The sequence below is a fragment of the Streptomyces sp. NRRL S-646 genome (assembly GCF_000720765.1).
Classification (GTDB): Bacteria; Actinomycetota; Actinomycetes; order Streptomycetales; family Streptomycetaceae; genus Streptomyces.
Genome location: NZ_JODC01000007.1, coordinates 70644 through 97634, shown reverse-complemented (window position 1 = coordinate 97634; position 26991 = coordinate 70644). Strand labels below are relative to the sequence as shown.

Below are 26991 nucleotides of genomic sequence, written 5' to 3'. Positions count from 1 at the left end.
CTCCGTGTCTTCGACGCCCGGCCCCCTCTGCCGCATCACCGCGGTCGACACCTACGACATCCGGTTCCCGACCTCGCGCGAGCTCGACGGCTCCGACGCGATGAATCCGGACCCCGACTACTCGGCCGCGTACGTCGTGCTGCGCACCGACTGCGAGGACGGGCAGGAGGGGCACGGATTCACCTTCACCATCGGGCGTGGCAACGATGTCCAGGTCGCCGCGATCCACGCGCTGCGTCACCACGTGGTGGGACGGTCCGTCGACGAGGTGTGTGCCGACCCGGGAGTCGTCTACCGCGACCTGATCGGGGACAGCCAGCTGCGCTGGCTGGGTCCCGAGAAGGGCGTGATGCACATGGCGATCGGCGCGGTCGTCAACGCCGTGTGGGACCTGGCGGCCAAGCGCGCCGACAAGCCGCTGTGGCGGCTGCTCGCCGACGCCGACCCGGAGTGGCTGGTCGGGCAGATCGACTTCCGGTACCTCACGGACGCGCTCACCCCCGAGGAGGCGCTGGAGATCCTGCGCCGGGGCCGCGCCGGCTCCGAAGAGCGCACGGCACGACTGCTGGAGCGCGGCTACCCCGGCTACACCACCTCCGCCGGCTGGCTCGGCTACAGCGACGAGAAGCTCAGCCGGCTGGCCGCGCAGGCGGTCGCCGACGGGTTCACCCAGATCAAGCTCAAGGTGGGCGCGGACCTCGACGACGACGTCCGGCGCTGCCGGGTCGCCCGCGCGGTCCTCGGCCCCGACATCCGTATGGCCATCGACGCCAACCAGCGCTGGGACGTCGACGAGGCGATCCGCTGGACCAAGGCCCTCGCCGAGTTCGACCCGTACTGGATCGAGGAGCCCACCAGCCCCGACGACGTCCTCGGCCACGCGGCCATCCGCACGGCGGTGGCTCCGGTGAAGGTGGCGACCGGCGAGCACGTCCAGAACCGGATCGTCTTCAAACAGCTCCTGCAGGCGGGTGCGCTCGACGTCCTCCAGATGGACGCGGCCCGTGTCGGCGGCGTCAACGAGAACCTCGCGATCCTGCTGCTCGCAGCCAAGTTCGGGGTGCCGGTGTGCCCGCACGCGGGCGGCGTCGGCCTGTGCGAACTCGTCCAGCACCTGTCGATGTTCGACTACGTGGCGGTCTCCGGCACCACCGAGGACCGGGTGATCGAGTACGTCGATCATCTGCACGACCACTTCCTCGATCCGGTGGTGATCCGCGAGGGTCACTACACGGCACCGATCGCGCCCGGTTTCTCGGCCGCCATGCGTCCGGAGTCGATCGCGCGGTACACCTTCCCCGACGGCGACTTCTGGGTCGCCGACCTCGAAGAGAAGAAAGGACGGGCGGCATGACCGACTTCGAGGGCCTGAGGGCCCTTGTCACAGGCGGAGCCTCCGGTATCGGACGGGCCACGGCCGAACTCCTCGCCGCTCGCGGCGCCCAGGTCGCCGTCCTCGACCGCGACCCCGCCTCGGTCGGCAAACCGCTGCTGGCCCACCGGGCCGACGTCACCGACGACACGTCCGTACGGGAGGCGGTCGCCGCCGCGGTCGCCGAGCTCGGCGGCCTCGACATCGTGATCAACAACGCGGGCATCGGCGCACAGGGCACCATCGAGGACAACGACGACGACGAGTGGCACCGCGTCCTCGACGTCAACGTCGTCGGCATGGTCCGCGTCGCCCGCGCCGCCCTGCCCCACCTGCGCCGGTCGCAGCACGCGGCGATCGTCAACACCTGTTCCATCGGCGCCACCGCGGGTCTGCCGCAGCGCGCCCTGTACTGCGCGAGCAAGGGCGCGGTGTATTCGCTGACCCTCGCCATGGCCGCCGACCACGTCCGCGAGGGCATCCGCGTCAACTGCGTCAACCCCGGTACGGCGGACACCCCATGGATCGGCCGCCTGCTGGACGCGGCCGACGACCCCGCCGCCGAGCGCGCCGCGCTGGAGGCCCGCCAGCCCACCGGCCGACTCGTCAGCGCGGCCGAAGTCGCGGGCGCCATCGCCTACTTGGCCAGCCCCCTGTCCGGCGCCACCACCGGCACCTCGCTCGCCGTGGACGGCGGCATGCAGGGCCTGCGCCTGAGGCCGGTGAGCCAGTGAACCGGCTCGGCGGCAGCGGCGTCGAGGTCAGCGCCCTGGCCTTCGGCGGCGCCGTCATCGGCAACCTCTACACCGAGGTCAGCGAGGAACAGGCGCACGAGGCCGTGGCCACCGCCTGGCAGCACGGCATCCGCTACTTCGACACCGCCCCGCACTACGGCCTCGGCCTGTCCGAACGCCGCCTCGGTGCCGCCCTGCGCGAACACCCCCGTACGGCCTACACGATCTCCACGAAGGTCGGCCGTGTCCTGGAGCCCTCCGGCGAGGGCGGCGACGACCTCTCGAACGGCTTCGCCGTGCCTGCCACCCATCGCCGCGTGTGGGACTTCAGCGCCGACGGCGTACGCCGCAGCATCGAAGCCAGCCTGGAGCGGCTCGGCCTCGACCGCGTCGACGTCGTCTACCTCCACGACCCCGACGACCACGCCGAACAGGCCTTCCACGAGGGCTACCCGGCGCTGGAGAAGCTGCGCTCGGAAGGCGTCGTGGGCGCCATCGGCGCGGGCATGAACCAGGCCGGGATGCTCACCCGTTTCGTCCGCGACACCGACGTCGACGTCGTCCTGTGCGCCGGCCGCTACACGCTCCTGGAGCAGCCGGCGCTCACCGAGCTCCTGCCCGCGGCACAGGAACGCGGCACGTCGGTGGTCATCGGTGGCGCCTTCAACTCCGGTCTGCTCGCCGACCCGAAGCCCGGCGCGACGTACAACTACGCGGCCGCTCCGGCCGAGTTGCTGGACCGCGCCCTGCACCTGAAGGCGGTTGCGGACCGGCACGGCACCACGCTGCGCGCCGCCGCCCTCGCCTTCTGCGCCGCCCATCCGGCAGTCGCAAGCGTCCTCGTAGGAGCTCGCTCGGCTGCGGAAGTACGCGACTGCGCCGAGCAGTTCGCGGCACCCCCTCCCGCCGCCTTCTGGCAGCAGCTGCGCGCGGAAGGGCTCCTGCCGCCCGAAGCTCCCGTACCCGCCGAGGAACCGTCATGAGAGTCGCCCTGCACACCAAGGTCCGCGCGGACCGCATCGCCGAGTACGAGGCCGCCCACCGCGAGGTCCCCGGGGAACTCACGGACGCGATCCGCGCAGCCGGAGCCACCTCCTGGACGATCTGGCGCAGCGGCACCGACCTCTTCCACGTCCTGGAGTGCGAGGACTACGCCCGACTCCTCGCCGAACTGGAGAAACTCCCGGTCAACATCGCCTGGCAGGCCCGTATGGCCGAACTGCTGGACGTCGTGCACGACTACTCCGACGAGGGCGCGGCCGCGGGCCTGCCGGTGGTCTGGGAGCTGCCATGACGGTGGACGCCCACCACCACGTGTGGGACCTCTCCGTCCGGGACCAGGACTGGATCCCCGAACACAGCCCGCTCCGCCGGAACTTCAGCCTCGACGACCTCACTCCCGAGGCGCACGCGGCCGGGGTCGACCGCACCGTGCTGGTACAGACGATCACGGTGCCGGAGGAAACCCCGGAGTTCCTGCAACTCGCCGCCGCCCACGACCTGATCGCCGCGGTCGTCGGCTGGACCGACCTCACCCGCCCGGACATCACCGACGAACTCTCCCGCCTGCGCGAACTCCCCGGCGGCCACTATCTCAAGGGCATCCGCCACCAGGTCCAGGGCGAACCCGACCCCGAGTGGCTGCTGCGCCCTGACGTACGCAGGGGCTTGGCGGCCGTGGCCGAAGCGGGCCTGGTCTACGACCTCGTCGTCCTCCCGCACCAACTGCCGGCCTGCACCAAGGCGGCCGCCGCCCTCCCCCAACTCACCTTCGTCCTCGACCACTTGGGCAAGCCGCCCATCGCCTCCGGCGCCCTGAAACCCTGGGCGGCCGACCTCCACGCCCTCGCCGCCCTGCCCAACACGGTCGCCAAACTCTCCGGCCTGGTCACCGAGGCCGCCCCCGACTCATGGACCGTCGACGACCTAGGCCCGTACACCGACACCGCCCTGGAGGCCTTCGGCCCCGCCCGCCTGATGTTCGGCTCGGACTGGCCGGTCTGCACGGAAAAGGCGACCTATGGTGAAGTCCTGTCCACCACAGGCGAGTTGACCGCCCACCTTGCCGAGAAGGATCGCCTCGCGATCCTCGAGGGGACGGCCATCCGCGTCTACGGACTCTGATCAGGACGGGTGGAACGGTAGGTGGCGTTGCCGCCGACATCGGCGACGACCGTGGGACAGACCCGGCATGCGGCCGCACCACGCTGCGCGAACCAGCGGCAGTCCGCCCGGATGCCGCAGACGGGCAAGGGCCCGACGTTCGGGGTCTCTGGGTGCTGCGGACCGCGGCCCGGGTCCGGTGGATCGTCAAGGATGTGGTCGACGACACCGCACCGCCGGCCGGTCCACTGTGCGCATCCCTCCTCCGTGCACGACCCGGTGAACCGGTAGCGGCTCTCGGGCCGCCCGGATGCCTTCAGACGATCGGCGAGAGCGCGGTCGACGACCACCGGATCGGGCAGACAGGCCAGGCGGCCCGACGCCGTCGTCACACCCAGCAGTGAAGTGCCCTCCGCGCACGAGGTGCTGGGACAGGCCGGTGGCCGATGGCCCGAAGGCCTGCCCGGCGACCTCGAGGAGCCTTCCGGACGGGTCACCGCATGCCCACCTGACCTGCGGCGTAGTCCTGCACGGGGGCAAGCACCTTCTTGGCGGGGTCGCCGTACCACCAGACCTGGCCCATGGCAGTGCTCCTCGGCGGTCTGCGGACGCCGCTGCCCCGACACCAGGAGGAGCTGTCGGCGGCGGCAGCCCGCGCAGGCCATCCGGGTGAAGCCGGGGCGGTGCAATCCCCCGCTCAGGACCTCTGAGCCACCCCCGCCAGCCGGGTGGGCGGCAGATACTCCCGCACATACGTCCGCTCCCAGCACGCTCCCGTCTCCCGCAGCTCCCGCCAGCTCGTGTACTCGTAGCGGAAGAGGCGGGCCCGGACGTAGCGCGGCGGGGCGTCGGGCGGGAACGGGGAGCGGCGCAACAGGCGCAGTGTGTCGCGGTCGTTCTCCAGGAGCCGCTCCACCAGGGCGCCGAACCATGCGCCGGCGTACGAGGGCGAGAGCGCGGCGAACCACATCAGCCAGTCGAGGCGCAGATGGTAGGGCGCGAACTGGCGGGGCCAGCGCCGTGGATCGCCCGGCTTGCCCTTGAACTCGTACTCCCGCCAGTCCGAGTCCTCGTGCGGTACGGCGTCGTCCGTGCCCTCGACGACCACCTCGTAGCGGATCCGGCTGACGCTGCCGAATGCGCCGTAGGTGTTGACCAGGTGGAGGGGGTCGAAGGAGCGGTTCATGATCTGGCGGCGGGAGATCATGTTCGTGACCGGGTGGTAGCTGAGCCCGAGGAGCAGTGCGGCGACCGCGAGGACCACGACCTCGTACCAGAGCGGGGCGCCGGGCACGGGGGAAGGTGCGCCGGCCGGGAGCTCGAGCGCGGAGACGGCGAGCACGATGGTGATCCAGTTCAGCCAGGCGAAGTTGCCCGACAGGACCAGCCACAACTGGGTGACGATCATCAGCGAGGCGGCGGCCGTGGCGACCGGCTGAGGGGTGAACAACAGCACGGGGACGACGAGTTGGGTGACGTGGTTGGCGGCCACCTCGATGCGGTGCAGGGGCCGGGGGAGATGGTGGAAGAACCAGCTCAGGGGGCCCGGCATCGGCTGTGTCTCATGGTGGTAGTACAGGCAGGTCAGCTTCCGCCAGCATGCGTCGCCGCGCATCTTGATCAGGCCGGCACCGAACTCCACCCGGAACAGGATCCAGCGCAGCAGGAAGACGACCACGATCGGCGGGGCCACCTCGTCGTTGCCGAGGAAGACCGCCAGGAAGCCCACCTCCAGCAGCAGCGACTCCCATCCGAAGGCGTACCAGGTCTGGCCGACGTTGACGATCGACAGATACAGCACCCAAGGGATGAGCCACAGCAACATCCCTGCCCAGAGCGGGAGTTGGGAGTCCAGTCCGGCGATCAGCGCCGCCGAGACCGCGCAGCCCGTCCAGGCGCAGGCCGCGAAGAAGCGGTCCGAGTAGTGGAGTTGGAACAGGCTGGGGGCCTGCCTGAAGCGCACCCGGCCGACGAAGCGGGGGACCGGCAGCATGCCCCGCTCGCCGATCAGCGCACGGAACTGCAGGGCTGCCGTCAGGAACGCCACGAGGTACAGCCCGGCCAAGGCCCGCTGGAAGACCAGCCGGCTCCACCAGTACTCGGGTGCGATGAACCACTCCACGGCCGTGCGCGCCCCTCTTTGCCACTGAACCGCCGCCGCTCTCGCGGACGTGGTTGCTCGCCGTCGTCGTTCCGCAATGGATGGCTGCGGTATTCGTTGCTTCCATCATGACGCCTCTCCCTCGAGTCCCAGGCCAAACGGCTGTAACGCAGACAATGGTGAGGAATTACTCCAAGTGATGACAGAGGCCAGGAGTCGAGGCCCTCACACGCTCCACCGCCACCGGCTGCGCGACCCCGGCGCCGACTCCTGCGCCGCCACCGACCTCGACGGCCACCGGAGAGCCGGGAATTCCTCGTCGCATCCCGGTCGAAGAATCGCGTGAACCCTGGCAAGGTGGGCCCATGGTTGATCGGGGCGTGAGCGCCCTGTCTCTCCCGGACGACTGGCCCGCCCACCCGGATCCGATCCTGGCGCTCAACCGCATGGGCAGCTTCGACTGGGACCTGGACACCGGTCTGTTCCACATGGACGCCCAGGCCCACGAGGTCTTCGACCTGCGCCCCGACGAATACGACGACCATCCCGAGACACTCGCCGTCCGGGTCCCCAGACCCGAGGCCTACCGGCTCGACGGCCTGGTCGCCCAGGCCCTGAAGGACGGCAGCGAGAACTACGGCGCCTACTTCCGCATCCGCCGCCGCGACGGCACCCTGCGCTGGACCCACACCCAGGGCTACATCCGGCGTGACGAGACGGGCCGCCCACGCCGGATCATCGGCATCGTCCGGGACGCGACCCAGGAGCTGAGCGAGAGCCAGGACCGCCGCGAGGAGGCCGCCGAGGACGCGGCGCGGCGCGAGCAGACCAACGTCGTCCAGCTCACCACGGCCGCCCTCGCGCACGCCCGCACCGTCCAGGACGTCATCGACGTCCTCAAGGACACCCACGGCCTCACCCACCTCGGCGCCACCAGCCTGGTCGTGGGCCTGGTCGAGGCCGGCCGCATCCGGCTGATAGCCGAGGGCCCCGCGGGCAGCTTCGTCCCCGGCACCGACCTCACCCGCATCGACGAGCCGTACCCGATGAGCGAGGTCGTACGGACCCTCACGCCCCGCTTCATCGAGTCGCCGGAGGAGTTCGCCGGGAGCTACCCCCTGCTGTGGCCGCACCTCACCGGCCTGAACATCACGGCGGCCGCCTATCTGCCGCTGATCGTCCAGGCCCGGCCGATCGGCGCCATGGGCCTGCTCTACAGCGACCGGCGCGGCTTCTCGCCCGAGGAGCGCAACGTCCTGCTCGCCCTCGGCAGCAGCATCGCGCAGAGCATGCAGCGCGCCATGTTCTACGAGCAGGAGAAGGACCTCGCCACCGGCCTCCAGCAGGCGATGCTGCCGCGCACCATCCCCAGCGTCCGCGGCGCCGACGTCGCTGTCCGCTACCGGTCCGGTTCCGCAGCGGGCTCCCTGGGCCGGGACATCGGCGGTGACTGGTACGACCTGATCCCGCTGCCCGGCGGCCGGGTCGGCGCCGTCATCGGCGACGTCCAGGGCCATGACACCCACGCGGCCGCCGTCATGGGCCAGCTGCGCATCGTGCTGCGCGCCTACGCCGCCGAGGGCCACACGCCCGCCACCGTGATGGCCCGTGCCTCCGTATTCCTCCACGAGCTCGACACCGACCGCTTCGCGACCTGCCTGTACGCGGAGGCCGACCTGGCCACCGGAGTGGTCCAGGTGGTCCGGGCCGGTCACATCGACCCGCTGATCCGGGCCGCCGACGGCAGCTGCCGCCGTATCTCCCTGCCGGGCGGACTGCCGCTCGGTCTGTCCGCCGAGTTCGGGCGCCTTGAGTACCCGGTCGGCACCCTCGAACTCGATCCCGGCCACACGCTCCTGCTGTGCACCGACGGCCTGGTCGAACAGCCTGGCGCCGACCTCGACGACGGCATGCGCGCCCTCACCGCCCTCATCACCGGCGGCCCGGACGACGTACGGGATCTCGCGGACTGTCTCATCTCCGTGGCCGAGGAACGCGGCGGCGACGACGACGTGGCCCTGCTCCTGCTGCGCCGCCGCGGCCTGGACGCCCAGCGGTCCGGCGGCCGGCTCCAGCAGCATGTGGCCCCCGGTGACCCCGAGGCCCTCACCGAGGCCCGGCACATGATCCGGGCCGCCGTCCGCGCCTGGGGCGCGAAGGAGCGTGCCGACGAGATCGAGCTGGTCGCCGACGAAATGATCACCAATGCGCTGATGCACACCGAGGGATCCGCCATCGTCACCCTCCGGGTCCTCGGCGGCAGCGAGCGGCGGCTGCGCGTCGAGGTCGAGGACTCCTCCAGCGCCCTGCCGCGCCGCCGCGAGGCGGGGGAGTCGGGGGTGTCCGGGCGGGGCCTGCTGCTGGTCGACCTGCTGACGGACGTGTGGGGCGTGGAGGCGCGCGGCGGCGGCAAGTGTGTGTGGTGCGAGTTCGTGGTCCCCGAAGGCGACTGAATCCGCTGCCACCGGTCCCGCCCGCCACTGTCGGTGCCGGGTGGCACTCTGGACGTATGCCGGAACTCCCCGAGGTCGAAGCGCTCAAGGACTTCCTCACCGAGCACCTGGTCGGTCACGAGATCGTGCGGGTGCTGCCCGTCGCGATCAGCGTCCTCAAGACGTACGACCCCCCGCTGACTGCCGTCGAGGGCCGCGAGGTCACCGCCGTGCACCGGCACGGCAAGTTCCTCGACCTGGAGACGGACGGCGGCCCGCACCTCGTCACCCATCTGGCCCGCGCGGGCTGGCTGCACTGGAAGGACCGGCTCCCGGACGGCCCGCCCCGCCCCGGCAAGGGCCCCCTCGCCCTGCGCGTGGCCCTGGAGACGGGCGAGGGCTTCGACCTCACCGAGGCGGGCACCCAGAAACGCCTCGCCGTCTACGTCGTCCACGACCCCCAGGAGATCCCGGGCGTCGCCCGCCTCGGTCCCGACCCGCTCGCGCACGACTTCGACGAAAGCCGCCTCGCGGTGCTCCTCAGACCTGAACGCCGCCAGCTCAAGGGCGCCCTGCGAGACCAGAGCCTGATCGCCGGCGTGGGCAATGCCTACAGCGACGAGATCCTGCACGCGGCGAAGATGTCCCCCTTCAAACTGGCCGCGACCCTTACCCCCGAGGACACCGCGCGCCTCTACGAGGCTCTGCGCAGCACGCTCACCGAGGCGGTCGAGCGCTCCCGGGGCCTGGCGGCCGGCCGTCTGAAGGCGGAGAAGAAGAGCGGCCTGCGCGTCCACGGCCGCACCGGCGAGGCTTGCCCGGTGTGCGGCGACACCATCCGCGAGGTCTCCTTCAGCGACTCCTCGCTCCAGTACTGCCCGACCTGCCAGACGGGCGGCAAACCGCTCGCGGACCGCAGAATGTCGCGGCTGCTGAAGTAGCCGCCCGGCTCAGCCGGCCGGCCCCTTCCGGCCCTTCGTCCTGTCCTTGCCGTGCTTGTCCTTCCCGTCGTGCTGCTTGTCTTTGTGGTCCTTCGGCTTCGGCGGAGTCGGCCTCGTGGACGGGACGGCAGAGGGCGGCGTGGCGGGGGCGGTGGCGGTCCCGCTCGCGGGTCGCGAGGTGACGGCCGTAGGTGTCGAGGACGGTGTCCGAGTCGGCGCCGGACTCGGCGAGACGGTCGAGGCAGGGTTGTCGCCGCCGGAGTTCAGCGCGGCCCCGAGGGCCGTCGCCGCGGCGAACAGCGCGACGGCCGCGCCACCGAGCAGGGCCTTGGACGCCTGCCTTCGCCGGTTGCGGCGGCGGGAATGCGTGGCGGGGGTGCGGGTTCGGGGCGGTGGTGCAGACGTGGGGCTGAGAGTCACGCTCTCCGGTTCCGCAGGGTCCACCGGGTCCAGCGGCTCCGTCGGTTCTGTCGGGTTTGCTTCCCATTCCTGCGCGCCCAGCCACTCGGCCGCCCCCTCCGCGGTCGGCCGCTGCGCGGGGTCCTTGGCCAGCAGACGCAGCACGTAGTCGGAGAGCTGCCGGGGTATCCCCGCGCTCAACCGGTGGGGCGGCGGCGGTGCGGCGTCGACGTGCTGCTGCACCACGGCGAGCGAGGTCGTGCCGGTGAACGGCGGCCGGCCGGTGAGCAGTTCGTACAGCACGCAGCCGAGGGAGTAGACGTCGGAGGCGGGCTGCGCGGACCGCCCGAGGGCCCGCTCGGGAGCAAGATAGTCGGCGGTGCCGAGGATCTTCCCGGTGCCGGTCGCGGTGCCGGCGCTCTCGTCGGTGAAGCGGGCGATGCCGAAGTCCGTGATCTTCACGGTGCGGTCGGTGGTCAGCATGACGTTGGCGGGCTTGATGTCCCGGTGGATCACACCCTGGCGGTGCGCGGCGGACAGCCCCTGCGCCACCTGCGCGGCGATGGCGGCCGCTTCCTGTGCTGCCAGGGTCCCGCGCTGGGACCTCTCCCGGGCCAGGGTCCAGCCGTCCACGAGTTCCATCACCAGATGGAGCCGGCCGTGATCGGAGCCGAAGTCGTACACGCCCACCACATGTGGATGGTTGAGGCGGGCCGTGGTCTGCGCCTCCATGCGAAACCGCTCGATGTCGGCGGTGTCCGCCGCCTTCAGCAGCTTGATGGCCACCGGACGGCCCAGGACCTGGTCGGCCGCGCGCCACACCTCGCCCATCGCGCCGCTTCCCAGCAGTTCCTCCAGCTGATAGCGGTCCGCCAGCAGCACGTGCACACCCATCCCGAATTCCGACATCGCCACTGCCTACAGCGCAGCGTCGGGCGGGGGTGTCACACCTGGTGGTGAGGCGTTGCGGCGGTGGTGCTAGCGGGACTGGAGCGTGACGAGATGCTCCCCGGCGGACGTGCGGAGCTCGTAGCGGGCGATCTCGCCTGTGCGCATGGAGGAACTGCCCTGCATCGTGATCGGGCGGGCGTCGTGGCTGGGGACGGTCCAGCTGGTCAGGATCTGCTCGGAGCCGTCGCGGCCGACGGCGATCAGACGACAGGGGCGCGGGCCCGCACCGTCCTTCACCTCGAGCTTGACCTGGCTGCCCGAATACTCGTCCTGGGTGGTCACCTGCGCCCACACGCCCGACTTCGCGTCGGTCGCCGCGATCCGCACCGTGTCGGCGGTGCCGCCGCCGGCCACCGTCATCGCGATTCCGGGCCCGGCCACCCCGATCGCCAGGGACGCGGCCACGGCGTACAGGAAGCGCCGCCGGCCGGCCCGGTGCCGGGCCGCGACCGCGCCGAGCAGCCGGTCGAGCAGCTGCGGGCCGGGCCTGGTCATGGGGCTCACGAACCGTGGCGTCGACCGGCGGTACAGCATCATCTGCCGGGTGATGGGCCCGAATTCGGTCACGTGAGCGGCGCAGCGCGCGCACTCCATGAGGTGGTCCTCGAAGCGGAAGGCGTCCGCCTCGTCCAGCACGCCGAGCGCGTACGCGGCGACGTCGCGATGCCTCTCCTGGGACCTCATGCCGAATCCTCGTGCCGTTGGGTGCGGGTGGGGTTACTCCTTGCTCCCACCGGTACGCACCAGACAGTCGAATCACTCAAGGCATGCGGAGAATCGCAACCAACGGATTCGGAGCCGCCCGGCCCGCGGATTGGTCCAAATCAAAACGAGTCTAAAAAAGGTGGATGGCGAGGTGGCCCAGGGGCAGGCCCAGTTGCCACGCCTTCGTCCACACCTTCGGACCCTCGTCCTCGCCGACCATCGCCGCGCCGCCAGGCACCGCGTTGAGGTCCGGCGCGAGCAGCTCGGTCTCCTCCAGCCAGCGCCAGGCCGCCCGGGCCAGTTCCACGTCGGGAGCGGGGCCGCCGGATTCGGCCGCCTGGGCGACCAGCTTCGCCATCCGCTCGCGCACCCAGTCCTGCCACGGCTGGTCGTACGCCGTCAGCGACAGCCAGGTCTCCAGCTGGGAGACCACCCGGATCCCCGGGAGTTCGCCGTCCGTGTCCGAGAGGAAGACGGTCAGCGCCAGGGCGTCGCGCCCGGCGCGGAACTCCATGGACGTCGGCGGCATCAGGTCGCCCGTCCGCAGCAGCTCGTCGGCAATGTACTCGGCGTACAGCCAGGCCATCGGGACGACCAGTTCACCGCCGCCGGTGCCGTCCGTGCTCTCTTGACCTCTGTGCAGCATCCCTTCCTGCCTTCCTCCGGTGCGTGCGCGTCGCCCGACTCCGGGCCCCGGTCGCGGGGCCCCGAGCCCCCAGTCCGGAACACGGATGAGGACAGCTGATTGCTCAACCGGGGTCCTCAGCAAGGCGCTTTACGGAGGTTTGACTCAGCCGTCGGTTTCACCGCAGGTCGGCCGCATAACCCGGAAGCACCCGGCGCAGGGCGCGCAGCGCGTAGTACGCGCGGGACTTCACCGTACCGGGCGGAATTCCGAGGGTTTCGGCGGCTTCCGCCACACTCGCCCCCTGGAAATACACGAGCACCAGGACTTCACGGTGCTCCGGAGTGAGTGTCTTCACAGCCTCGCGGACATCGAGGGTGGCGGCGGCCCGCTCGGCGTGGTCGCCGATCACCCGCGCGTTCTCCAGGACCGCGTCGCCGACCTCGGGCGGCCGCGCCTGCCGGGCCCGCCGTGCGTCGATCGCGAGCCGCCGCCCCACGGTCATGAGCCACGGCCGTACGGAGTCGAAGTCGTCGGCGCGCAGTGCCTCGGGATGCTGCCAGGCGCGCACCAGCGTCTCCTGCACCAGGTCCTCGGCGCGCTGCCGGTCGCCGTCGCAGAGCCGCAGCAGGAGCGCAAAGAGGGGGCGGCCGTGCTCGCGCTGCAGCGCGGCGAGCTCGTGCTCGGCGGTCGTCGCGTTCGTGAGGGTGGTTCCGGCCGTCATGGCCGTATGGCACCGCAGGGTGCCGCCTCGGGACAGGGTCCGCACCGGGATCTGCGGCGGACGGTCGATCGCGTCGACGAACGGTACGACGAACGGTCCCGCGTGCGCCCCGCGAGCGGTCCGGGGGGTCTGTTCGCGGGCACCGGACGGGCTAATCGGGGTGGCGCGGTTGTTTGGCCGCGCGTTCAGGTTCGTACCTATTTATGCGTAAATGTGACAACAGTGGGGTGAGCTGATGATTGCACGGAGACGACAGGTTGCCCTGGCCCTGATGGCCGTTCTGACCGCGGGCGCGGCCTGCCATGCCCAGCATCGGCAGGCGTCCACGCGGATCGGAGAGCCGGGGGCCCCGGCTGCGTCCGCGGATGGCGCCTTCACGCTGGTCGCCTCCGGCGACATCATCCCGCACAGCTCGATCATCGACCGTGCCCGTTTCGACGGTGGCGGCGCCGGCTACGACTTCCGGCCGATGTTCTCCGGCGTCAAGCCCGTCGTCTCCCGTGCCGATCTGGCGCTGTGTCACATGGACACCGTCTACGGGGCGAACGGTCACTACGCGGCCCGCTCCCTGTTCAAGTCCCCGCCCGAGATCGCCCAGGGCCTGGCCGCCACCGGTTACGACGGCTGCTCCACCGCCTCCGACCACAGCCTCGACGACGGCGCCGACGGCGTCCGCCGCACCCTCGACGCCCTGGACGGCGCGGGCGTACGGCATGCCGGTTCGGCCCGCACCGAGGCCGAGGCGCACACCGTCACGATCCTGCGCGCAGGCCCCGCCAAGGTCGCCCACCTCGCCTACACCTTCGACACCAACGGCATCCCGCTGCCCCAGGGCGCGCCGTGGGCCGTCAGCCTCCTGAACGAGAACCGGATCATCGAGGACGCCCGGGCGGCCCGGCGGGCAGGCGCCGACGTGGTCGTCGTCTCCGTGCACTGGGGCACCGAATGGCAGGACGCGCCCGACCAGCAGCAACTCGCCCTGGCCCAGCAGCTCACGGCCTCCCGCACCGGCGGCCGCCCCGACGTCGACCTCGTCCTCGGCACCCGCGCCCATGTCCCGCAGGCATACGAGAAGGTCAACGGCACCTGGGTGGTCTACGGACTGGGCGACCAGATCGCCGGCGAGATGTCCAACAGGTCGGGCGCCCAGGACCCGCGCGGCAACCAGTCCACGCTCGGCCGCTTCACCTTCACCCGGCCCGCTCGGGAGGGCGGCCGCTGGGAGGTCACCAAGGCGGAGTTCGTCCCGCTGATGTTCGACGTCGACGCCGGGCGGGCCGTGAACCTCAACCAGGCCATCGCCCAGGGCGCCGAGGTGAAGGCGGTGCGCGACGCGATCCGCAACGTGGTGCTCAGCCGGGGCGCGGCCAAGGGCGGGCTGACCATGGGGCAGTAGGTCAGTCCACGTCCACGTGGTCGAAGGTCTTGAGGATCTCCCTCAACACCCGCACGGTCGCCCGGACTTCGGCGTCGGTCAGATCGCCGCCGACCTGCCGGTTCAGATAGTGCTCACGGCCCAGGACGGCCGTGATGGTCGCCCGGCCCTCCTCCGTGAGCCGGATCAGGGACGACCGCTGGTGAGCGGGGTTGGGGGTGACCTCGACCCACCCCTGGGCCGCCGCGTCGTTGACCATGCGCTGCACGAACTGCCGGCTCAGCGCCAGGATCCGGCCCATCTGAGGCACCGTCATGGGGTCGCTCTGCCGCAGCAGGTCCAGTACGGCGCGTACGCCGACCGAGACCCCCTCGACGGCCTCGCCCTGCTCGACCTTGCGCAGAGCACGCCGGTACAGCGGGCCGACCAGGTCGAACACCTCGGTCAGGCGATGGCCCAGCTCGTCGGGGGTGAGGGGCCTGTCGATGTCGTTCACCCCGCCATCATGACATCCCGGTTGTCAAAACCCTCCGAATATGACACCTTGGTTGTCATGAATGGTGCTTCGGACGTTCGCCTCTTCCCGTCCTCTGACGGTGACCTCGCCTACCTCGACACCGGCTCCGGTGATCTCGTCGTCCTCCTCCACTCCGGATACGTCGACCACCGCGTCTGGGACGACCAGATACCGGCCCTCGCCGCCGAGTACCGCGTGATCGCCCCGGACGTACGCGGCCACGGCTCCTCCGCCAACGCCACCAAGCCCTTCCGCTGGGCCGACGACCTCGCCGCCCTGCTCCGCCACCTCGACGCGGGCCCCGCCGCCCTCGTCGGCCTGTCGATGGGCGGCGTGATCGCCACCGACACCGTGCTGGAGTACCCCGAGCTCGTGCGCGCTGTGGTCACCTGCGGTGCGGCGACCGGCGACTTCCAGTACACGGACGACTGGACCCGTCAGATCCAGGCCGAGTACGCCCGCACCCTGGGCGCCGGCGACATCGAGGGCTGGCTCGATGTGTTCGTGCGTGTGGTGCCCGGCCCGTACCGCAGCGCCGACGACGTCGACCCGGGCATCGCGCGCCGGTTGCGGGAGATGGCCTTCAACTCGATCTCCAAGCACACGCCCGGCGAGAAGGACTGGCACGTGCGCGTGACCGACTCCTGGTCCCGCCTGCCGAAGATCGACGTCCCCGTGCTCACCGTCAACGGCACTCTGGAGCCCCCCGAGTTGCTGGACGCGGCCGAGCGCCTCGCACGTACCGTCCCCGACGGGCGTGCGCGGACCGTCGAAGACACCGCCCACTACCTGAACATGGAGAAGCCGGAGGTCTTCAGCAAGATCCTGCTGGAGTTCCTCCGCGCTCTCTAGGAGGGGCGGCTCGGCGAGTGGGACGGGCTCGGAGAGGCGGACGCGGGCGGATAACTCGGGTGCAGGGAGGAAGAAAGCGGAGCCAGGTCCCTGCACAGCGAGGCCGGAAAGGCCGGCGCCCTGAGCTGTACGACCCGGCAGCCTCCGGCCGCCCCCTCGACGATCGGCACCCACCCGGACTTCTCGGCCCGGAAGAACCAGCGGTCACCGAGCCGGGACGAGCAGCCGGGCGCCGACCCGTCACTGCAGGCCGGTCCGGTCCGCCAGGAGAAGTCCAGCACCAGCCACTTGCCGTCGCACTCCTGCGAGTCCCGGTAGGTGTGCTCGGGTGCGTCGACCGCCATCAGCGCCTGGTCGTAGGAGGCGTCCGTACAGCCGGTCGCCGGCGGGGTGCAGCCCAGCTTCCCGCACAGCCGCAACGCGGGCGCCTTCGCGCCGTCGGCGGTGAACTGCACGTAGTGGTCGACGACCACCTTCCGGCTGCCCAAGGGGACGGGCAGCCGGACCCGCGCCGTGGCCGACCGCTCCTTGGTGCAGCCGGAACTCCGGTCCGCCGACGGTGAGGAGAACGTGAGCTGGACCCGCACGAGGTCCTTCTCCACGGGGTCGGTGAGGACCGCCTTGAAATCCCGCACGCACGCGCGCGCACCGCTGGGCACCTGCGCGTCGAGCAGCAGCGTACGGCCACCGTCGGCCAGGCGGGCCCCGGTGACCCCCGAGGGCTCGAAAGTGGTCCACGGGATCGGCCCGGTCGCCGACGGCGACGCTTGCCGGCCGGCCACCTGCGTCCCGCACCCGCCGAGCAGCAGCACGGCCACCACACCGAGCGCGGCGGCCACGACCGCCCCACGCCCGTCGCGTCTTCCAGCTGATCCCATCAGTTCTCAATCCCCCCGTGTCGCACCGGTGTTGCCCGGGCCGACGCAGAACTCTAGTGCCGTGACGCAGCTCACCGGAAAAGGGTGACAGGACGTTGTCGCGGACAGCTGCGACCGTCGACGTCATGACGATCACAGACGAGGACTGCCTCGCCGAGACCCTGGCATTCAACGAGCAGTTCGAGGCCACTGCCGCAAACCGCCCGGCCCGCGGACAGGCGCCCGACGCAACCATGCTGGCGCTCCTGCGGCGCAACCGGCTCGGCGGCCACACACCACCGGTGCGCCTGCCGCAGGGCCAGGACCGCGTCGTTGCGGGCGGGGTCGGAGTCCGGATGTTCGTGCCGGACGAGGTCGACGGCGTATATCTGCACCTGCACGGGGGCGGCTGGGCATTCGGCTCCGCGGGCGGGCAGGACGAGAGGCTGTGGCGGCTTGCCGTCCGGGCGCGGCTGGCCGTGGTGAGCGTGGAATACCGCCTGGCGCCGGAGCACCCGTTCCCCGCCGGGCCCGACGACTGCGAGGCCGCCGCGAGATGGCTGGTGGACCACGCCGCAGCCGAGTTCGGCACTGGGCGGCTGCTGATCGGCGGCGAATCAGCCGGCGCCCACCTGAGCGTCGTCACCCTGCTGCGCCTGCGCGACCGGCACCACATCACAGGCGCGTTCCGGGCGGCCCAGCTGCTCTTCGGCCCTTACGACCTGTCGATGACACCGAGCCAGCGGTCGTTCGGCCCCAGGCGGCTGCTGAGCAACACCGACTCGCTGCACGGCAGTTATGAGCTGTTCACACCGGGGATGGGGGCGGAGCAGCGCCGCGCCCCGGAGGTCTCGCCGCTCTTCGCCGACCTGCTCCCACAGGAACCAGACCGGCCGCACGGTGGGCCCGTTGGTCGCGATCCGTGCGGTCAGCGGTTGGCGCAGGAAGGAGTCCACGTCGAAGGGGCGACCAGTCACGGCAGCATCATTGGCCCCCGAAGCGGCCTGTACACCGACCCGGGATCCAGGTCCTCGTTCCGTCCCCCGCCCGGTTGTGAAACCCGGCTGCAGCCGTCAGGCCAGCTGCTTTCCGGAGGCGACGACGACGCCGTACGCGTCGGCGACGGCTGCCAGCGCACTGCGGTGCAGCTCGTCCGCGGACACGTCCACGATCGACCGGGTGGCGCACGTGTCCGCCGGCACGGTGGGCCTGTTGCCGCGCAGGGCCGCGGACGCCGTCGTGTACGCGACGCACATGTGGGTCATGAAACCGGCGACGATGACGCTCTCGTTCCCGGCCTCGTCCACGAGCGTGCCGAGGTCGGTTCCGTGGAAGGCATCGGGAGCGTGCTTGACGACCACGGGCTCCCCTTCGACCGGCGCCACACTGGGGTGGATGCGGCCGATCTCCGTGCGGATGTCGTAGGGCGAGCCCTCGCCGTCGTCGTGCTGGACGTGGATGATGCCGGCTCCGGCCCTGCGGGCACGGGTGAGCAGGTCCGAGGCGGCGTCCAGGGCGGCCTTCCAGCCGTCGAGCTCCATCACCCCGCGGGTGTAGGTGTTCTGGTAGTCGACGAGGATGAGCGTCGAGGACGCGAGGGCGGCGGGGGTCTGATCGGCGTTGTCGAGTTCGCGCAGCGTCTTGCTTGCCACAGGTCTTCTCCTGGGTTCTTCCGGGGACTTGAGCGGTTGTTCAACGACCTGTTGAACACATGTGCGACGCTATGGCGCGAACCGCGGTGTCGGCAATGACGCGCTACTTGCAGAAAACGACGCCCGCGGCCGGGTGCGAAAGCGGGGTTGCAGGATGGGGACCGTGAATCGGCTGATCGTGATCGTGCTGTTCGAAGGCGTCGACCTCCTCGACGTCACCGGCCCGCCGGAGGTGTTCTCCCTCGTCCGGCACGAGACCACGGACGGAGCCGGCTACGAGGTCGTCCTGGCTGCCGAGACCCTGGAACCGGTGACCACGGCGGCCGGCGTGCGGATCCTGCCCGACGCCACCTTCGACGAGGTCGGTGCAAGGGCGATCGACACCCTGCTGGTGCCCGGCTCCGTGGAGTCCGTCGAGGTCGACGGCGAGCAGCTCGTCCAGCCCGTCGTCGAGCCCGGCACGGTGGCCCGGGTGAAGGCGTTGGCCCATCGCTCCCGGCGCGTGGCCTCGGTGTGCGTCGGTGCGCACATCCTCGCCGCGGCGGGGCTCCTCGACGGCAAGCGCGCCACGACCCACTGGTCGACCGCGCAGCGGCTGGCCGCCGACCATCCCGCGGTGCGGGTCGACCCGGATCCGATCTTCATCCGCGAGCAGGGTGAGGTCTGGACCGGGGCGGGGATCAGTGCCTGCCTGGACCTGTCGCTCGCGCTGGTCGCGGAGGACTTCGGCGAGCCGGTCGCGCTGCGCGTCGCCCGTGAGCTCGTGATGTACCTGAAACGGCCCGGCGGGCAGTCCCAGTTCAGCGTGCCGTTGGAGCAGGTGTCCACGACGCGTCGCATCGAGGACCTCCGGCATCACATCCTCGGCAATCTCGACCAGCGCCTCACCGTCCCGGACCTGGCCGCGTACGCGCATGTCAGCGACCGCCAGCTCACCCGGATCTTCAAGACCGAACTCGGCACGACGCCGCACGCCTACATCGAGTCGGCCCGGGTCGAGATGGCCCGCAACCTGCTGGAGACCACCGACGACACCTTGGAACGCGTCGCCTCCGGCTGCGGGTTCGGCACCGTCGACACCCTGATCCGTGCGTTCCGCCGCCGCCTCGCCACGACGCCGAGTGAGTACCGGGCGAGATTCCGCGCCGGCCCGGTACGGAGGACGTCAGAAACGGTGTGAGCACGGTTCCGGCAGGTACCGGCCCGACAGGCCCCCGCTCCCGTCGGCCTTCGGCTACGGAACGACCGTCACCGGCCACCGCCCCGCCTTCACCAGCCGCACGGCCACCGAACCCACGATCCGGTGCCCGGCCTGCTCGGAGGCGCCCACCACGACCGCGTCCGCCTTCAGCTCGTCAGCCGCCTTGACCAGGCCGCTGTAGGGGTCGCCGCGGAAGGTGTGGAACTCCCAGCGGACCTCGAATATCCCCTTGAGCCGCTCGGTGGCGTCCCGGATGTAGGTCTTGAGGTCCTCGGCGATCTCGTCCGTCGTCTCGGCGACTGGCGCGCCCATCGCCGCGCCCGCGGCCATCACCGGCTGCACATAGACCACGGCGAGCAGCGCGTGCTGGCGCCTGGCCAGGCCACCGGCATATGCCGCGGCGCGCATCGAGGTGTCCGAGCCGTCCACCCCGACCACGATGACCTTGGGCCCGTCCGTGCCCCGCTCGAACTGGTGCGAGTGCTGTTCCGTCACGGCTGTGAGGCTATCGGAAGCCGCAGGTCCCGCCGCCCTGCGGGGCCTCTCGACGGGCGAGGCGGCCGAGCCCTTCCTACAGTCGGAACCATGAGTGCCACAGCGGAGGCCTCCCCGCCCAAGGACACCACGGGCCCGATACGGCCGCCCGGAAGCGGTCCGATGAGCAAGGTGCCCGAGGTCTTCGCGGCCTTCTTCGGCGCCCTCGGCCTGCTCTGCGGCCTGCTGGCCCTCATCCCTCCGCTGCGCGTCCTGCTGCGCCCGGTGGTCCGCTTCCTCGACGTCCTCATCGTCCCGGTCAGCGCCAACCTCGCCTACGCCGTCTTCCTCTTCCTGCTCGCCGCCGCGACCGCCGCCCGCAAGAAGATCGCCTGGTGGCTGGTGGTCGTCTACCTCGGCCTGCTGGTCCTGGACGACATCCTCGGCGTGGCGCTGGGCCTGTATGTCGAGTCGATCCCGTCCCTCGTCGTCTGCGGTCTCGCACTGACCGTGCTGATCGTCGCCCGCAAGGAGTTCTACGCCGCCTCCCGCCGTGCCGCCGTACGCCGGGCGCTGGTGGTGCTGCTGGCCGGGATCGCCGTCGGCATCCTCGTCGGGTGGGGCCTGGTGGCCCTCTTCCCCGGCACCCTGCCCGAGAGCCAGCACCTGCTGTGGGCCGCCAACCGGGTCTGTGGCGGCCTGGTCTCGGGCCGCTCCTTCGACGGCCGCCCGCCCCGCGCCCTGTACTTCCTGCTCGGCCTGTTCGGCGCCCTCGCCCTGCTCAACGCCGCCGCCACCCTGTTCCGTTCGCAACGCCTGGAAGGCGCCCTGCACGGCGACGAGGAACCCCGCATCCGCGCCCTGCTGAAGGCCTACGGCGAGCAGGACTCCCTCGGCTACTTCGCCACCCGCCGCGACAAGGCCGTCGTCTTCTCGCCCAGCGGCAAGGCCGCCGTCACCTACCGCGTCGAGGCCGGCGTCTGCCTCGCCAGCGGCGACCCCGTCGGCGACCGGGAGGCCTGGCCGCACGCCATCGCCGCCTGGCTGGACGTGGCCCGTCGGCACGCCTGGGCGCCCGCCGCGATGGGCGCCTCCGAGGAGGGTGCCAAGGCCTTCGCCCGCGCGGGCCTCGGCGCGCTCCAACTCGGCGACGAGGCGATCCTGCACGTGTCCGACTTCGACCTCGACGGCCGCGACATGCGGGTCACCCGACAGGCCGTGCACCGGGTGCGCCGCACCGGCGCCCACTGCCGCGTCCGCCGCCACGCCACCCTCACCGACGAGGAGATGGAGGAGGTGATCGACAAGGCGGACGCCTGGCGCGACACCGAGACCGAACGCGGCTTCTCCATGGCCCTGGACCGCCTCGGCGACCCGGCCGACGGCGACTGTCTCCTCGTGGAGGCCCTCAGCGAGGACGGCAGCCTCCTTGCCCTGCTCTCCTTCGTGCCCTGGGGCCGCGACGGCGTCTCCCTCGACCTGATGCGCCGTGACCGCAGTGCCCCCAACGGCGTCATGGAGTTCATGGTCGCCGAACTGTGCGCGACGGCAGCGAAGCTGGGGATCCGCAGGATCTCGCTGAACTTCGCGGTCTTCCGCTCGGCCTTCGAGGAGGGCGCCCGCATCGGCGCCGGACCGGTGCTGCGCCTGTGGCGGCGCCTGCTGCTGTTCTTCTCCCGATGGTGGCAGCTGGAGGCGCTGTACCGCTCCAACGCCAAGTACCAGCCGGAGTGGTACCCGCGCTTCATCTGCTACGGCGACGCCGGCTCCCTCGCCCGCATCGGTCTGGCCTCCGGCATCGCCGAAGGTTTCGTTTCGGTACCGTCCTTGCGCAAACTCTGGGGAAAGGGGCACCCGAAGGGCGCGTCCAGGCCCGCGACCACCGAGGGCCTGCCGTCGCTGTCGGCGCTCGGCCTCGACGGAGGGGGCGAGGCCGGGCCCGGCGATCCCCATGCGGGCCTGCCCGAACAGGTCCGCATCCGGCACCGCACCCTCGACCGGCTGCGCGCCGACGGCACCGACCCCTACCCCGTCGGCATCCCGCAGCGCACTCACGCCCTCGCCGACGTCCGCGAGGGCCAGCAGGTCACCGTCGCGGGCCGCGTCATGCTGGTGCGCGACTTCGGCGGCATTGTCTTCGTCACACTGCGCGACTGGTCCGGCGACCACCAACTCGCCCTCACCCGCGAGGACTTGGGCCCCGCCCTCGACCGCTTCACCGCCGACACGGACATCGGCGACCACATCAGCGTCACCGGCCGGGCCGGCGTGAGCGACAAGGGCGAACCGACCGTCTTCGTCACCTCCTGGCAACTGATCGGGAAGTGCCTGCGCCCGCTGCCCGACAAACGCCGCGGCCTCGCCGACCCCGAGGCCAAGGTCCGCATGCGCTACCTCGACCTGGTCTCCAGCCCCGACGCCCGCAAGGTGATCCGGGCTCGCTCCACCGCCGTACAGGCCCTGCGCCAGGGCCTGTTGAGCCGCGGCTACCTCGAGGTCGAGACCCCCATGCTGCAGCAGATCCACGGCGGCGCCAACGCCCGCCCCTTCACCACCCACATCAACGCCTACGACCTCGACCTCTACCTGCGCATCGCGCCCGAGCTGTACCTGAAACGGCTGTGCGTCGGCGGCCTGGAGAAGGTCTTCGAGATGGGCCGCACCTTCCGCAACGAGGGCGTCTCCTACAAGCACAACCCCGAGTTCACCATGCTGGAGGCCTACCAGGCCTTCGCCGATTACGACGTGATGCTCGACCTCACCCGCGAACTGATCCAGGGCGCGGCCACCGCCGCCTTCGGCGCGCCGATCGCCCACAAGGACGGCCAGGAGTACGACATCTCGGGCGCATGGCCGGTCAAGACGGTGCACGGCGCGATCTCGGAGGCGCTGGGGGAGGAGGTCGACGCGGACACGGAGCTGTCGGCGCTGCACCGGCTGTGCGACCGCGCCGGCGTGCCGTACACGCCGGACGACGGCCGCGGCGACGTCGTACTCGAAATGTACGAACGCCTGGTGGAGGAGAAGACCCGGCTCCCCACCTTCTACAAGGACTTCCCGACCGACGTCTCCCCGCTGACCCGCCAGCACCGCACCGACCCACGGCTGGCCGAGCGCTGGGACCTGGTCGCCTTCGGTACCGAACTCGGCACCGCGTACTCCGAGTTGACCGACCCGGTCGAGCAGCGCCGCCGCCTCACCGCCCAGTCCCTGCTGGCCGCCGGCGGAGACCCCGAGGCGATGGAACTGGACGAGGACTTCCTCGACGCCCTCGAATACGCCATGCCGCCCACCGGGGGCCTGGGCATCGGCGTCGACCGGCTGGTCATGTTCCTCACCGGACTGACGATCCGTGAGACGCTGCCGTTCCCGCTGGTGCGCCGCCGCTGACGGCTCAGGGGCGCGGGAGCAGCAGCCGCAGATCGTCTCCCCAGGAGTCGAGGACGTCGCCGTGCCCGGCGGCCCGCGCGGTCCGTGCGAGGTCGCCGAACAAGGCGCGCTGGGTGTGCGGATCGCCGTCGGCCAGAATGCGGCGCAGCACCGGCAGCAGCCGCCCGGCACTCCACCGGTCCTCGCCGAGGGGCTGCCGCTCGAGCTCCCACTGCAGGTACTTGTTGTACGGCCGTACCCGCCGGTGCAGAGCGAAGAGCACCTCCAGCGCGTACGGCACGCTCTCGGCCGCATCCAGGTGACCCATGGCGTCGCGGCCGTCGCGGTAGCTCTTCAGGGAGCGGTAGGTCTGGTTGACGTAGGCGTCGAGGTATCCGGCCGCGGCGGTGCGCGCCTCGTCGGGGTGCAGGGTCCGCTTGCGGTCGAGGACGGCGGCGATCTCTCCGTCCAGTCGGTCCAGGAGCACCCGGGCGTGCACGTAGGAGTACCGGCTGAAGGCCGCCGGGTCGCCGGGCAGTCCACGCCGGCGGAACTCGGCGAGCGTGATGACCACCAGGTCCAGATGGGCCGAGCGGAACCGGTCGAGCTCGCTGAGCGGCGAGGCGTCGCGGTCGCGCAGCACTACGTGCAGGTCGTGGTCGGAGTGGACGGTCGGCATCCCGTCGTGCACCTGGGAGCCGCTGAGGACCAGTCCGGCGACTGCGGGGTCGGCGCCGGCCCGGGCGACGAAGGCCGCCAAGGTGGCCTCGGGGGTGTCGCCGGGAGCAGGAGGAAGCGCAGGCATATCGGTGATCTCTCCGAGCGGAAACGTGTACGGCCGAAAGACGACGGCCGCGGACACGAAGACGGGCCGGTTCGCTTGTGCGGCATCCGGGACGCCGCGCGGGAGATCACTGCACGGACCCGACGCTATCCGCAACGTCGGTATGAAGGAAAGCGAATTCGACGCGTGGGCCGCGGACTACCCCGCCCGTCGCAGACACGCCAGGCGGCTTGGGCCGGGCGTGTGTTTTCCTGCCGCCGCTGCGGTGTCGTGGGGGACCGCCGGACCTGGTTCGGGCGACTGATGAGTCATGAAGAAGGATCAGTTGCTCACGAGACGCCGGGCGTTGATCGCCGGTGCCGCCGCTCTGGGCGCGGCCGGCACCGCCGGGGTGCTCGCGTCGGGAGGGGGCGAGGAGACGGCTCGGCCCGTCGCTCCCGCCCCCGCCCCCGATCCCGCGCCCCAGGAGAGCTCTGCGCTCGAGCCCTCCGACTACCGCCTCCAGCCACTGACCGGATACGGGCAGGTGCGCCCGGCACCCCGCAGGACCCGGGTGAGGCATCACCCGTTCCTGCGCGTGTACGGACGCGGTCGCACCATGGTGCTGACCTTCGACGACGGGCCCGACCCCCGCTACACCCCGCACATCCTGGACACCTTGGCCGAGCACGACGTCCGCGCCATGTTCTTCGTGTGCGGGGAGATGGCCGTCGACAACCAGGACCTGCTGGCCCGGATGGCCGACGAGGGCCACATCGTCGGCAACCACACCTGGACGCATCCCCTGCTGACCCGGCTGAAGCGGTCCGAGATCCGCTCCGAGATGAAACGCACCAGCGACGTCATCGAGGACGCCTACGGCGAGCGGCCCCTGTGGTTCCGCGCCCCCTACGGCGCCTGGAACCGTGCGGCCTTCCAACTCGGCGCCGAGATGGGCATGGAGCCCCTCGCCTGGACGGTCGACACCCTCGACTGGTCCACCCCCGGCACCCGCACCATCGTCGACCGGGTCGAGGACGGGGCAGCCCCCGGCGTCGTGGTGCTCTCGCACGATGCCGGGGGCAACCGCTCCCAGAGTGTCCTGGCCCTGCGCCACTATCTGCCGTACTTGCTGGATTCCGGCTACCACATCACCGTGCCCAGACGGCGGCACGTATAGCCGGACTCCGCCCGCCCGGCCGGGGCACGCTCAGCGGACCTCGACCAGGCGGGCGAAGGCGACGACGTTCCCGTCGTAACCGTGCTTCTTGGAGAAACCGCCGCCGCAGGTGATGACCCGCAATTCAGCGGCGCCCTTGGAGGCATAGACGCGGTCGCCCGGGAAGTTGTTCTTCTCGAAGACCTCGATGCCGTAGATCTCGAACACGGCCGTCTTTCCGTCCTTGCGGGCGATCTCGACGCGATTTCCCTTCTTCAGCGCCCCGAGGTTGTAGAACACCGCGGGGCCCTGTTTGTTGTCGACGTGGCCGACCACCACCGCGGTGCCCTTCTCGCCGGGGGTGACGGCACCGGTGAACCAGCCAGCCAGGTTCGGGTCCTCGGGCGGCGGTGCGCCGACCCAGCCGTCCGCGGCCAGGCCGACCGGCAGCACCGGTGCGTCGACCCGGATCGTGGGGATCCTGACCCGGTCGGGCGGGGAGTACGGCAGCGGCTGAACGGCGTCGGCGGCGCCCACGACGGCGGGGACGTGCCTGTCCGCTGCTGCCGCACTGGCCGGCTGCGGCGGGCCCACGTCGAACTCCCCCGAACCGTTCCGAATGAGCGCGATGCCGGTCAGCAGAACAAGCGCTATGACGCCCCAGGGGGCGCGCTTCTTCCGTCGCTCCTCCTCTTCAGCCAGTTCGGCCAGTTCGGACGCAGACATTCGTTTCCCCTCTCGACGAGGCCGTCGCCGCGTCAATTCGCGCATGACGCAACGCTAGATGGCCCGTGTGAAACCGGCGACGGGGCGGATGCGAACGGGTGGCCCGCCCGACGGCGGTGCGCCATCCGAGTTGCCGCGCACAGGAAATTTCTGACGGTCCGTGACCTGCGGAAATATCTGATTATCTGCTTATTGCTCGGCGTGTCCTCTCACCAGGACGGACCATCGCCGAAATGCGGGCGCGTCCACTGCATCTGACTGTCTTTCTGGGAGGCGCTTTCTCGCCGACATTGCCGGGGACGGGACCCGGGGCGTCTTCCGCGGAGGATCACATGAGTAGTCATCGTGCCCTGGCGGTCTCAGCCGCCGCGGTCGCCGCCCTCGGCCTCGCCGCACCGGCGGCCGTCGCGCGGGACGGCATGAACTTCAACCCCAGCAACATCGTCGCGCTGCCCAGTGTCATCGCCCGTGGCGGGCAGTTGACCATCACCGTCGACGGCTGCCCGGGCGGAGCCACTGCGACCTCGGACGCGTTCCCGAGCACCCAACTGATGACGGTCGCAGGCAGCAACACGGCGAGGGGCACCGCGACGGTGAACAGGGACGCGAGAAACGGTTCGCACCCCATCACCGTCACCTGCGGCGGCAAGTCCCTGACCAACCCCGCCGCCTTCACCGTCATCGGCGGTGTCCAGGGCGGGTTCGGCGGCGGCAGCTCCACCGGGGCGACGCCGACCGACGTGGCCATCGGCGGCGGGCTCGTGGCCGCGGCCGTCATCGCCGGCGGAGCGTTCTGGCTGCGCCGGAGGTCCGAGAAGCGGATCTGACCCTTTCCCCTTCGGAGAGCAGACCGCACAACGAATTCCCAGAGCGGATCGCACGTCAAGTCCGTTGAGCAGAACGCACGTTGAAGGGCCTTCGCCCCGATTCCCCAAGAGGAGCCGGGGCGATGGCCCTTT

At 71.1% G+C, this 26991-nt stretch carries 25 protein-coding genes and 2 pseudogenes; 14 read left to right on the top strand and 13 right to left on the bottom strand.

The window, feature by feature from the left end; genetic code table 11:
• Window positions 1–4: 4 nt before the first annotated feature.
• From IH68_RS0115990 to IH68_RS0115970, 5 genes are read left to right on the top strand one after another with little or no spacing between them, the layout of a single operon-like run.
• Window positions 5–1354 (top strand): L-fuconate dehydratase, encoded by a 1350-nt coding sequence (locus tag IH68_RS0115990; protein WP_030935190.1) that lies wholly within the window; start codon window positions 5–7, stop codon window positions 1352–1354.
• The gene (locus IH68_RS0115985; RefSeq protein WP_030935186.1) at window positions 1351–2106 is read left to right on the top strand and encodes an SDR family NAD(P)-dependent oxidoreductase; all 756 of its coding nucleotides are present in this window, start codon (window positions 1351–1353) and stop codon (window positions 2104–2106) included. Before IH68_RS0115990 ends, IH68_RS0115985 begins: the two co-directional genes overlap by 4 nt.
• Window positions 2103–3089 carry an aldo/keto reductase gene (locus IH68_RS0115980; RefSeq protein WP_030935180.1) on the top strand — a complete coding sequence of 329 codons (987 nt, stop codon included), beginning with the start codon at window positions 2103–2105 and terminating at the stop codon, window positions 3087–3089. The genes IH68_RS0115985 and IH68_RS0115980 overlap by 4 nt, the downstream gene beginning before the upstream one ends.
• Window positions 3086–3400: an L-rhamnose mutarotase gene (locus tag IH68_RS0115975; RefSeq protein ID WP_030935178.1), complete on the top strand. Its 315-nt coding sequence runs from the start codon at window positions 3086–3088 to the stop codon at window positions 3398–3400. Before IH68_RS0115980 ends, IH68_RS0115975 begins: the two co-directional genes overlap by 4 nt.
• Window positions 3397–4230 carry an amidohydrolase family protein gene (locus tag IH68_RS0115970; protein WP_030935176.1) on the top strand — a complete coding sequence of 278 codons (834 nt, stop codon included), beginning with the start codon at window positions 3397–3399 and terminating at the stop codon, window positions 4228–4230. The genes IH68_RS0115975 and IH68_RS0115970 overlap by 4 nt, the downstream gene beginning before the upstream one ends.
• Here the strand turns inward: IH68_RS0115970 and IH68_RS0115965 are convergent.
• Together IH68_RS0115965 and IH68_RS0115955 are read right to left on the bottom strand one after the other, a co-directional pair.
• The gene (locus tag IH68_RS0115965) at window positions 4218–4601 is read right to left on the bottom strand and encodes a hypothetical protein (protein WP_051833467.1); all 384 of its coding nucleotides are present in this window, start codon (window positions 4599–4601) and stop codon (window positions 4218–4220) included. The two genes, IH68_RS0115970 and IH68_RS0115965, sit on opposite strands and share 13 nt — an antisense overlap.
• A 305-nt stretch (window positions 4602–4906) precedes the next feature.
• A complete protein-coding gene (locus IH68_RS0115955) occupies window positions 4907–6331 on the bottom strand; it encodes a lipase maturation factor family protein (RefSeq protein ID WP_030935172.1) in 1425 nt (474 codons plus the stop codon).
• Window positions 6332–6675: 344 nt separating this feature from the next.
• Between IH68_RS0115955 and IH68_RS0115950 the strand changes: the two genes are divergently transcribed.
• Window positions 6676–8763, top strand: a complete 2088-nt coding sequence (locus tag IH68_RS0115950; RefSeq protein WP_030935169.1) for a SpoIIE family protein phosphatase — start codon at window positions 6676–6678, stop codon at window positions 8761–8763.
• A 56-nt stretch (window positions 8764–8819) separates the two neighbouring features.
• On the top strand, window positions 8820–9683 hold the full coding sequence (locus IH68_RS0115945; protein WP_030935166.1) for an Fpg/Nei family DNA glycosylase: 864 nt from the start codon (window positions 8820–8822) through the stop codon (window positions 9681–9683).
• 9 nt (window positions 9684–9692) lie between these two features.
• Here the strand turns inward: IH68_RS0115945 and IH68_RS0115940 are convergent, their stop codons facing one another.
• From IH68_RS0115940 to IH68_RS0115925, 4 genes are all read right to left on the bottom strand, one after another.
• Window positions 9693–10991: a serine/threonine-protein kinase gene (locus IH68_RS0115940; protein ID WP_037884931.1), complete on the bottom strand. Its 1299-nt coding sequence runs from the start codon at window positions 10989–10991 to the stop codon at window positions 9693–9695.
• 69 nt (window positions 10992–11060) lie between these two features.
• Window positions 11061–11717 (bottom strand): anti-sigma factor family protein, encoded by a 657-nt coding sequence (locus IH68_RS0115935; RefSeq protein ID WP_030935163.1) that lies wholly within the window; start codon window positions 11715–11717, stop codon window positions 11061–11063.
• Window positions 11718–11868: 151 nt separating this feature from the next.
• Window positions 11869–12384, bottom strand: coding sequence for a hypothetical protein (locus IH68_RS0115930; RefSeq protein WP_030935162.1), 516 nt, complete (start codon window positions 12382–12384; stop codon window positions 11869–11871).
• Between the two features lie 157 nt (window positions 12385–12541).
• Window positions 12542–13087 (bottom strand): sigma-70 family RNA polymerase sigma factor, encoded by a 546-nt coding sequence (locus IH68_RS0115925; protein ID WP_030935160.1) that lies wholly within the window; start codon window positions 13085–13087, stop codon window positions 12542–12544.
• A gap of 235 nt (window positions 13088–13322) precedes the next feature.
• Between IH68_RS0115925 and IH68_RS0115920 the strand changes: the two genes are divergently transcribed.
• Window positions 13323–14483 carry a CapA family protein gene (locus IH68_RS0115920; protein WP_030935158.1) on the top strand — a complete coding sequence of 387 codons (1161 nt, stop codon included), beginning with the start codon at window positions 13323–13325 and terminating at the stop codon, window positions 14481–14483.
• A 1-nt stretch (window position 14484) separates the two neighbouring features.
• Here the strand turns inward: IH68_RS0115920 and IH68_RS0115915 are convergent, their stop codons facing one another.
• Window positions 14485–14958, bottom strand: a complete 474-nt coding sequence (locus IH68_RS0115915; protein WP_030935156.1) for a MarR family winged helix-turn-helix transcriptional regulator — start codon at window positions 14956–14958, stop codon at window positions 14485–14487.
• 57 nt (window positions 14959–15015) lie between these two features.
• Between IH68_RS0115915 and IH68_RS0115910 the strand changes: the two genes are divergently transcribed.
• Window positions 15016–15831 carry an alpha/beta fold hydrolase gene (locus tag IH68_RS0115910; RefSeq protein ID WP_030935154.1) on the top strand — a complete coding sequence of 272 codons (816 nt, stop codon included), beginning with the start codon at window positions 15016–15018 and terminating at the stop codon, window positions 15829–15831.
• Here IH68_RS0115910 and IH68_RS0115905 read toward each other — a convergent pair.
• The gene (locus IH68_RS0115905) at window positions 15828–16709 is read right to left on the bottom strand and encodes a hypothetical protein (protein WP_199931884.1); all 882 of its coding nucleotides are present in this window, start codon (window positions 16707–16709) and stop codon (window positions 15828–15830) included. The two genes, IH68_RS0115910 and IH68_RS0115905, sit on opposite strands and share 4 nt — an antisense overlap.
• A 125-nt stretch (window positions 16710–16834) precedes the next feature.
• Here IH68_RS0115905 and IH68_RS58000 point away from each other — a divergent pair.
• Window positions 16835–17500 (top strand): annotated as a pseudogene (locus IH68_RS58000) (alpha/beta hydrolase); the annotation flags it as partial.
• Window positions 17501–17560: 60 nt separating this feature from the next.
• Here the strand turns inward: IH68_RS58000 and IH68_RS53110 are convergent.
• Both IH68_RS53110 and IH68_RS0115895 read right to left on the bottom strand, forming a co-directional pair.
• Window positions 17561–17644: pseudogene (locus tag IH68_RS53110) on the bottom strand (pyridoxamine 5'-phosphate oxidase family protein); the annotation flags it as partial.
• 117 nt (window positions 17645–17761) lie between these two features.
• Complete coding sequence (locus IH68_RS0115895) at window positions 17762–18340, bottom strand: cysteine hydrolase family protein (RefSeq protein WP_030935146.1); 579 nt, start codon at window positions 18338–18340, stop codon at window positions 17762–17764.
• A gap of 154 nt (window positions 18341–18494) precedes the next feature.
• Here IH68_RS0115895 and IH68_RS0115890 point away from each other — a divergent pair, with 154 nt between their 5' ends.
• Window positions 18495–19520, top strand: coding sequence for a GlxA family transcriptional regulator (locus IH68_RS0115890; RefSeq protein ID WP_030935143.1), 1026 nt, complete (start codon window positions 18495–18497; stop codon window positions 19518–19520).
• A gap of 54 nt (window positions 19521–19574) precedes the next feature.
• On the opposite strand, the gene IH68_RS0115885 is transcribed toward IH68_RS0115890, so the two are convergent.
• Window positions 19575–20036 carry a universal stress protein gene (locus tag IH68_RS0115885; protein ID WP_030935141.1) on the bottom strand — a complete coding sequence of 154 codons (462 nt, stop codon included), beginning with the start codon at window positions 20034–20036 and terminating at the stop codon, window positions 19575–19577.
• 90 nt (window positions 20037–20126) lie between these two features.
• Between IH68_RS0115885 and lysX the strand changes: the two genes are divergently transcribed.
• Complete coding sequence (gene lysX / locus IH68_RS0115880; protein WP_030935138.1) at window positions 20127–23405, top strand: bifunctional lysylphosphatidylglycerol synthetase/lysine--tRNA ligase LysX; 3279 nt, start codon at window positions 20127–20129, stop codon at window positions 23403–23405.
• 4 nt (window positions 23406–23409) lie between these two features.
• On the opposite strand, the gene IH68_RS0115875 is transcribed toward lysX, so the two are convergent.
• On the bottom strand, window positions 23410–24189 hold the full coding sequence (locus IH68_RS0115875; RefSeq protein ID WP_051833466.1) for a hypothetical protein: 780 nt from the start codon (window positions 24187–24189) through the stop codon (window positions 23410–23412).
• Between the two features lie 289 nt (window positions 24190–24478).
• Between IH68_RS0115875 and IH68_RS0115870 the strand changes: the two genes are divergently transcribed.
• Window positions 24479–25327, top strand: a complete 849-nt coding sequence (locus IH68_RS0115870; RefSeq protein WP_030935132.1) for a polysaccharide deacetylase family protein — start codon at window positions 24479–24481, stop codon at window positions 25325–25327.
• Window positions 25328–25357: 30 nt separating this feature from the next.
• On the opposite strand, the gene IH68_RS0115865 is transcribed toward IH68_RS0115870, so the two are convergent.
• Entirely contained in the window at window positions 25358–26032 is a 675-nt protein-coding gene (locus IH68_RS0115865; RefSeq protein ID WP_030935129.1) for a class F sortase, read from the bottom strand.
• A 332-nt stretch (window positions 26033–26364) separates the two neighbouring features.
• Here IH68_RS0115865 and IH68_RS0115860 point away from each other — a divergent pair, with 332 nt between their 5' ends.
• Window positions 26365–26859 (top strand): hypothetical protein, encoded by a 495-nt coding sequence (locus IH68_RS0115860; protein ID WP_030935128.1) that lies wholly within the window; start codon window positions 26365–26367, stop codon window positions 26857–26859.
• Window positions 26860–26991: the final 132 nt, after the last annotated feature.

Excerpts from the sequence above, each read along its gene's own strand:
- IH68_RS0115925 (WP_030935160.1), bottom strand. The coding sequence starts at position 13,087 with ATGACGGCCGGAACCACCCTCACGAACGCGACGACCGCCGAGCACGAG.
- IH68_RS0115860 (WP_030935128.1), top strand. The coding sequence starts at position 26,365 with ATGAGTAGTCATCGTGCCCTGGCGGTCTCAGCCGCCGCGGTCGCCGCC.
- IH68_RS0115905 (WP_199931884.1), bottom strand. The coding sequence starts at position 16,709 with ATGGGATCAGCTGGAAGACGCGACGGGCGTGGGGCGGTCGTGGCCGCC.
- IH68_RS0115950 (WP_030935169.1), top strand. The coding sequence starts at position 6,676 with ATGGTTGATCGGGGCGTGAGCGCCCTGTCTCTCCCGGACGACTGGCCC.
- IH68_RS0115910 (WP_030935154.1), top strand. The coding sequence starts at position 15,016 with ATGAATGGTGCTTCGGACGTTCGCCTCTTCCCGTCCTCTGACGGTGAC.
- IH68_RS0115875 (WP_051833466.1), bottom strand. The coding sequence starts at position 24,189 with ATGCCTGCGCTTCCTCCTGCTCCCGGCGACACCCCCGAGGCCACCTTG.
- IH68_RS0115940 (WP_037884931.1), bottom strand. The coding sequence starts at position 10,991 with ATGTCGGAATTCGGGATGGGTGTGCACGTGCTGCTGGCGGACCGCTAT.
- IH68_RS0115985 (WP_030935186.1), top strand. The coding sequence starts at position 1,351 with ATGACCGACTTCGAGGGCCTGAGGGCCCTTGTCACAGGCGGAGCCTCC.
- IH68_RS0115975 (WP_030935178.1), top strand. The coding sequence starts at position 3,086 with ATGAGAGTCGCCCTGCACACCAAGGTCCGCGCGGACCGCATCGCCGAG.
- IH68_RS0115970 (WP_030935176.1), top strand. The coding sequence starts at position 3,397 with ATGACGGTGGACGCCCACCACCACGTGTGGGACCTCTCCGTCCGGGAC.
- IH68_RS0115920 (WP_030935158.1), top strand. The coding sequence starts at position 13,323 with ATGATTGCACGGAGACGACAGGTTGCCCTGGCCCTGATGGCCGTTCTG.
- IH68_RS0115945 (WP_030935166.1), top strand. The coding sequence starts at position 8,820 with ATGCCGGAACTCCCCGAGGTCGAAGCGCTCAAGGACTTCCTCACCGAG.
- IH68_RS0115935 (WP_030935163.1), bottom strand. The coding sequence starts at position 11,717 with ATGAGGTCCCAGGAGAGGCATCGCGACGTCGCCGCGTACGCGCTCGGC.
- IH68_RS0115890 (WP_030935143.1), top strand. The coding sequence starts at position 18,495 with ATGGGGACCGTGAATCGGCTGATCGTGATCGTGCTGTTCGAAGGCGTC.
- IH68_RS0115930 (WP_030935162.1), bottom strand. The coding sequence starts at position 12,384 with ATGCTGCACAGAGGTCAAGAGAGCACGGACGGCACCGGCGGCGGTGAA.
- IH68_RS0115865 (WP_030935129.1), bottom strand. The coding sequence starts at position 26,032 with ATGTCTGCGTCCGAACTGGCCGAACTGGCTGAAGAGGAGGAGCGACGG.
- lysX (WP_030935138.1), top strand. The coding sequence starts at position 20,127 with ATGAGTGCCACAGCGGAGGCCTCCCCGCCCAAGGACACCACGGGCCCG.
- IH68_RS0115870 (WP_030935132.1), top strand. The coding sequence starts at position 24,479 with ATGAAGAAGGATCAGTTGCTCACGAGACGCCGGGCGTTGATCGCCGGT.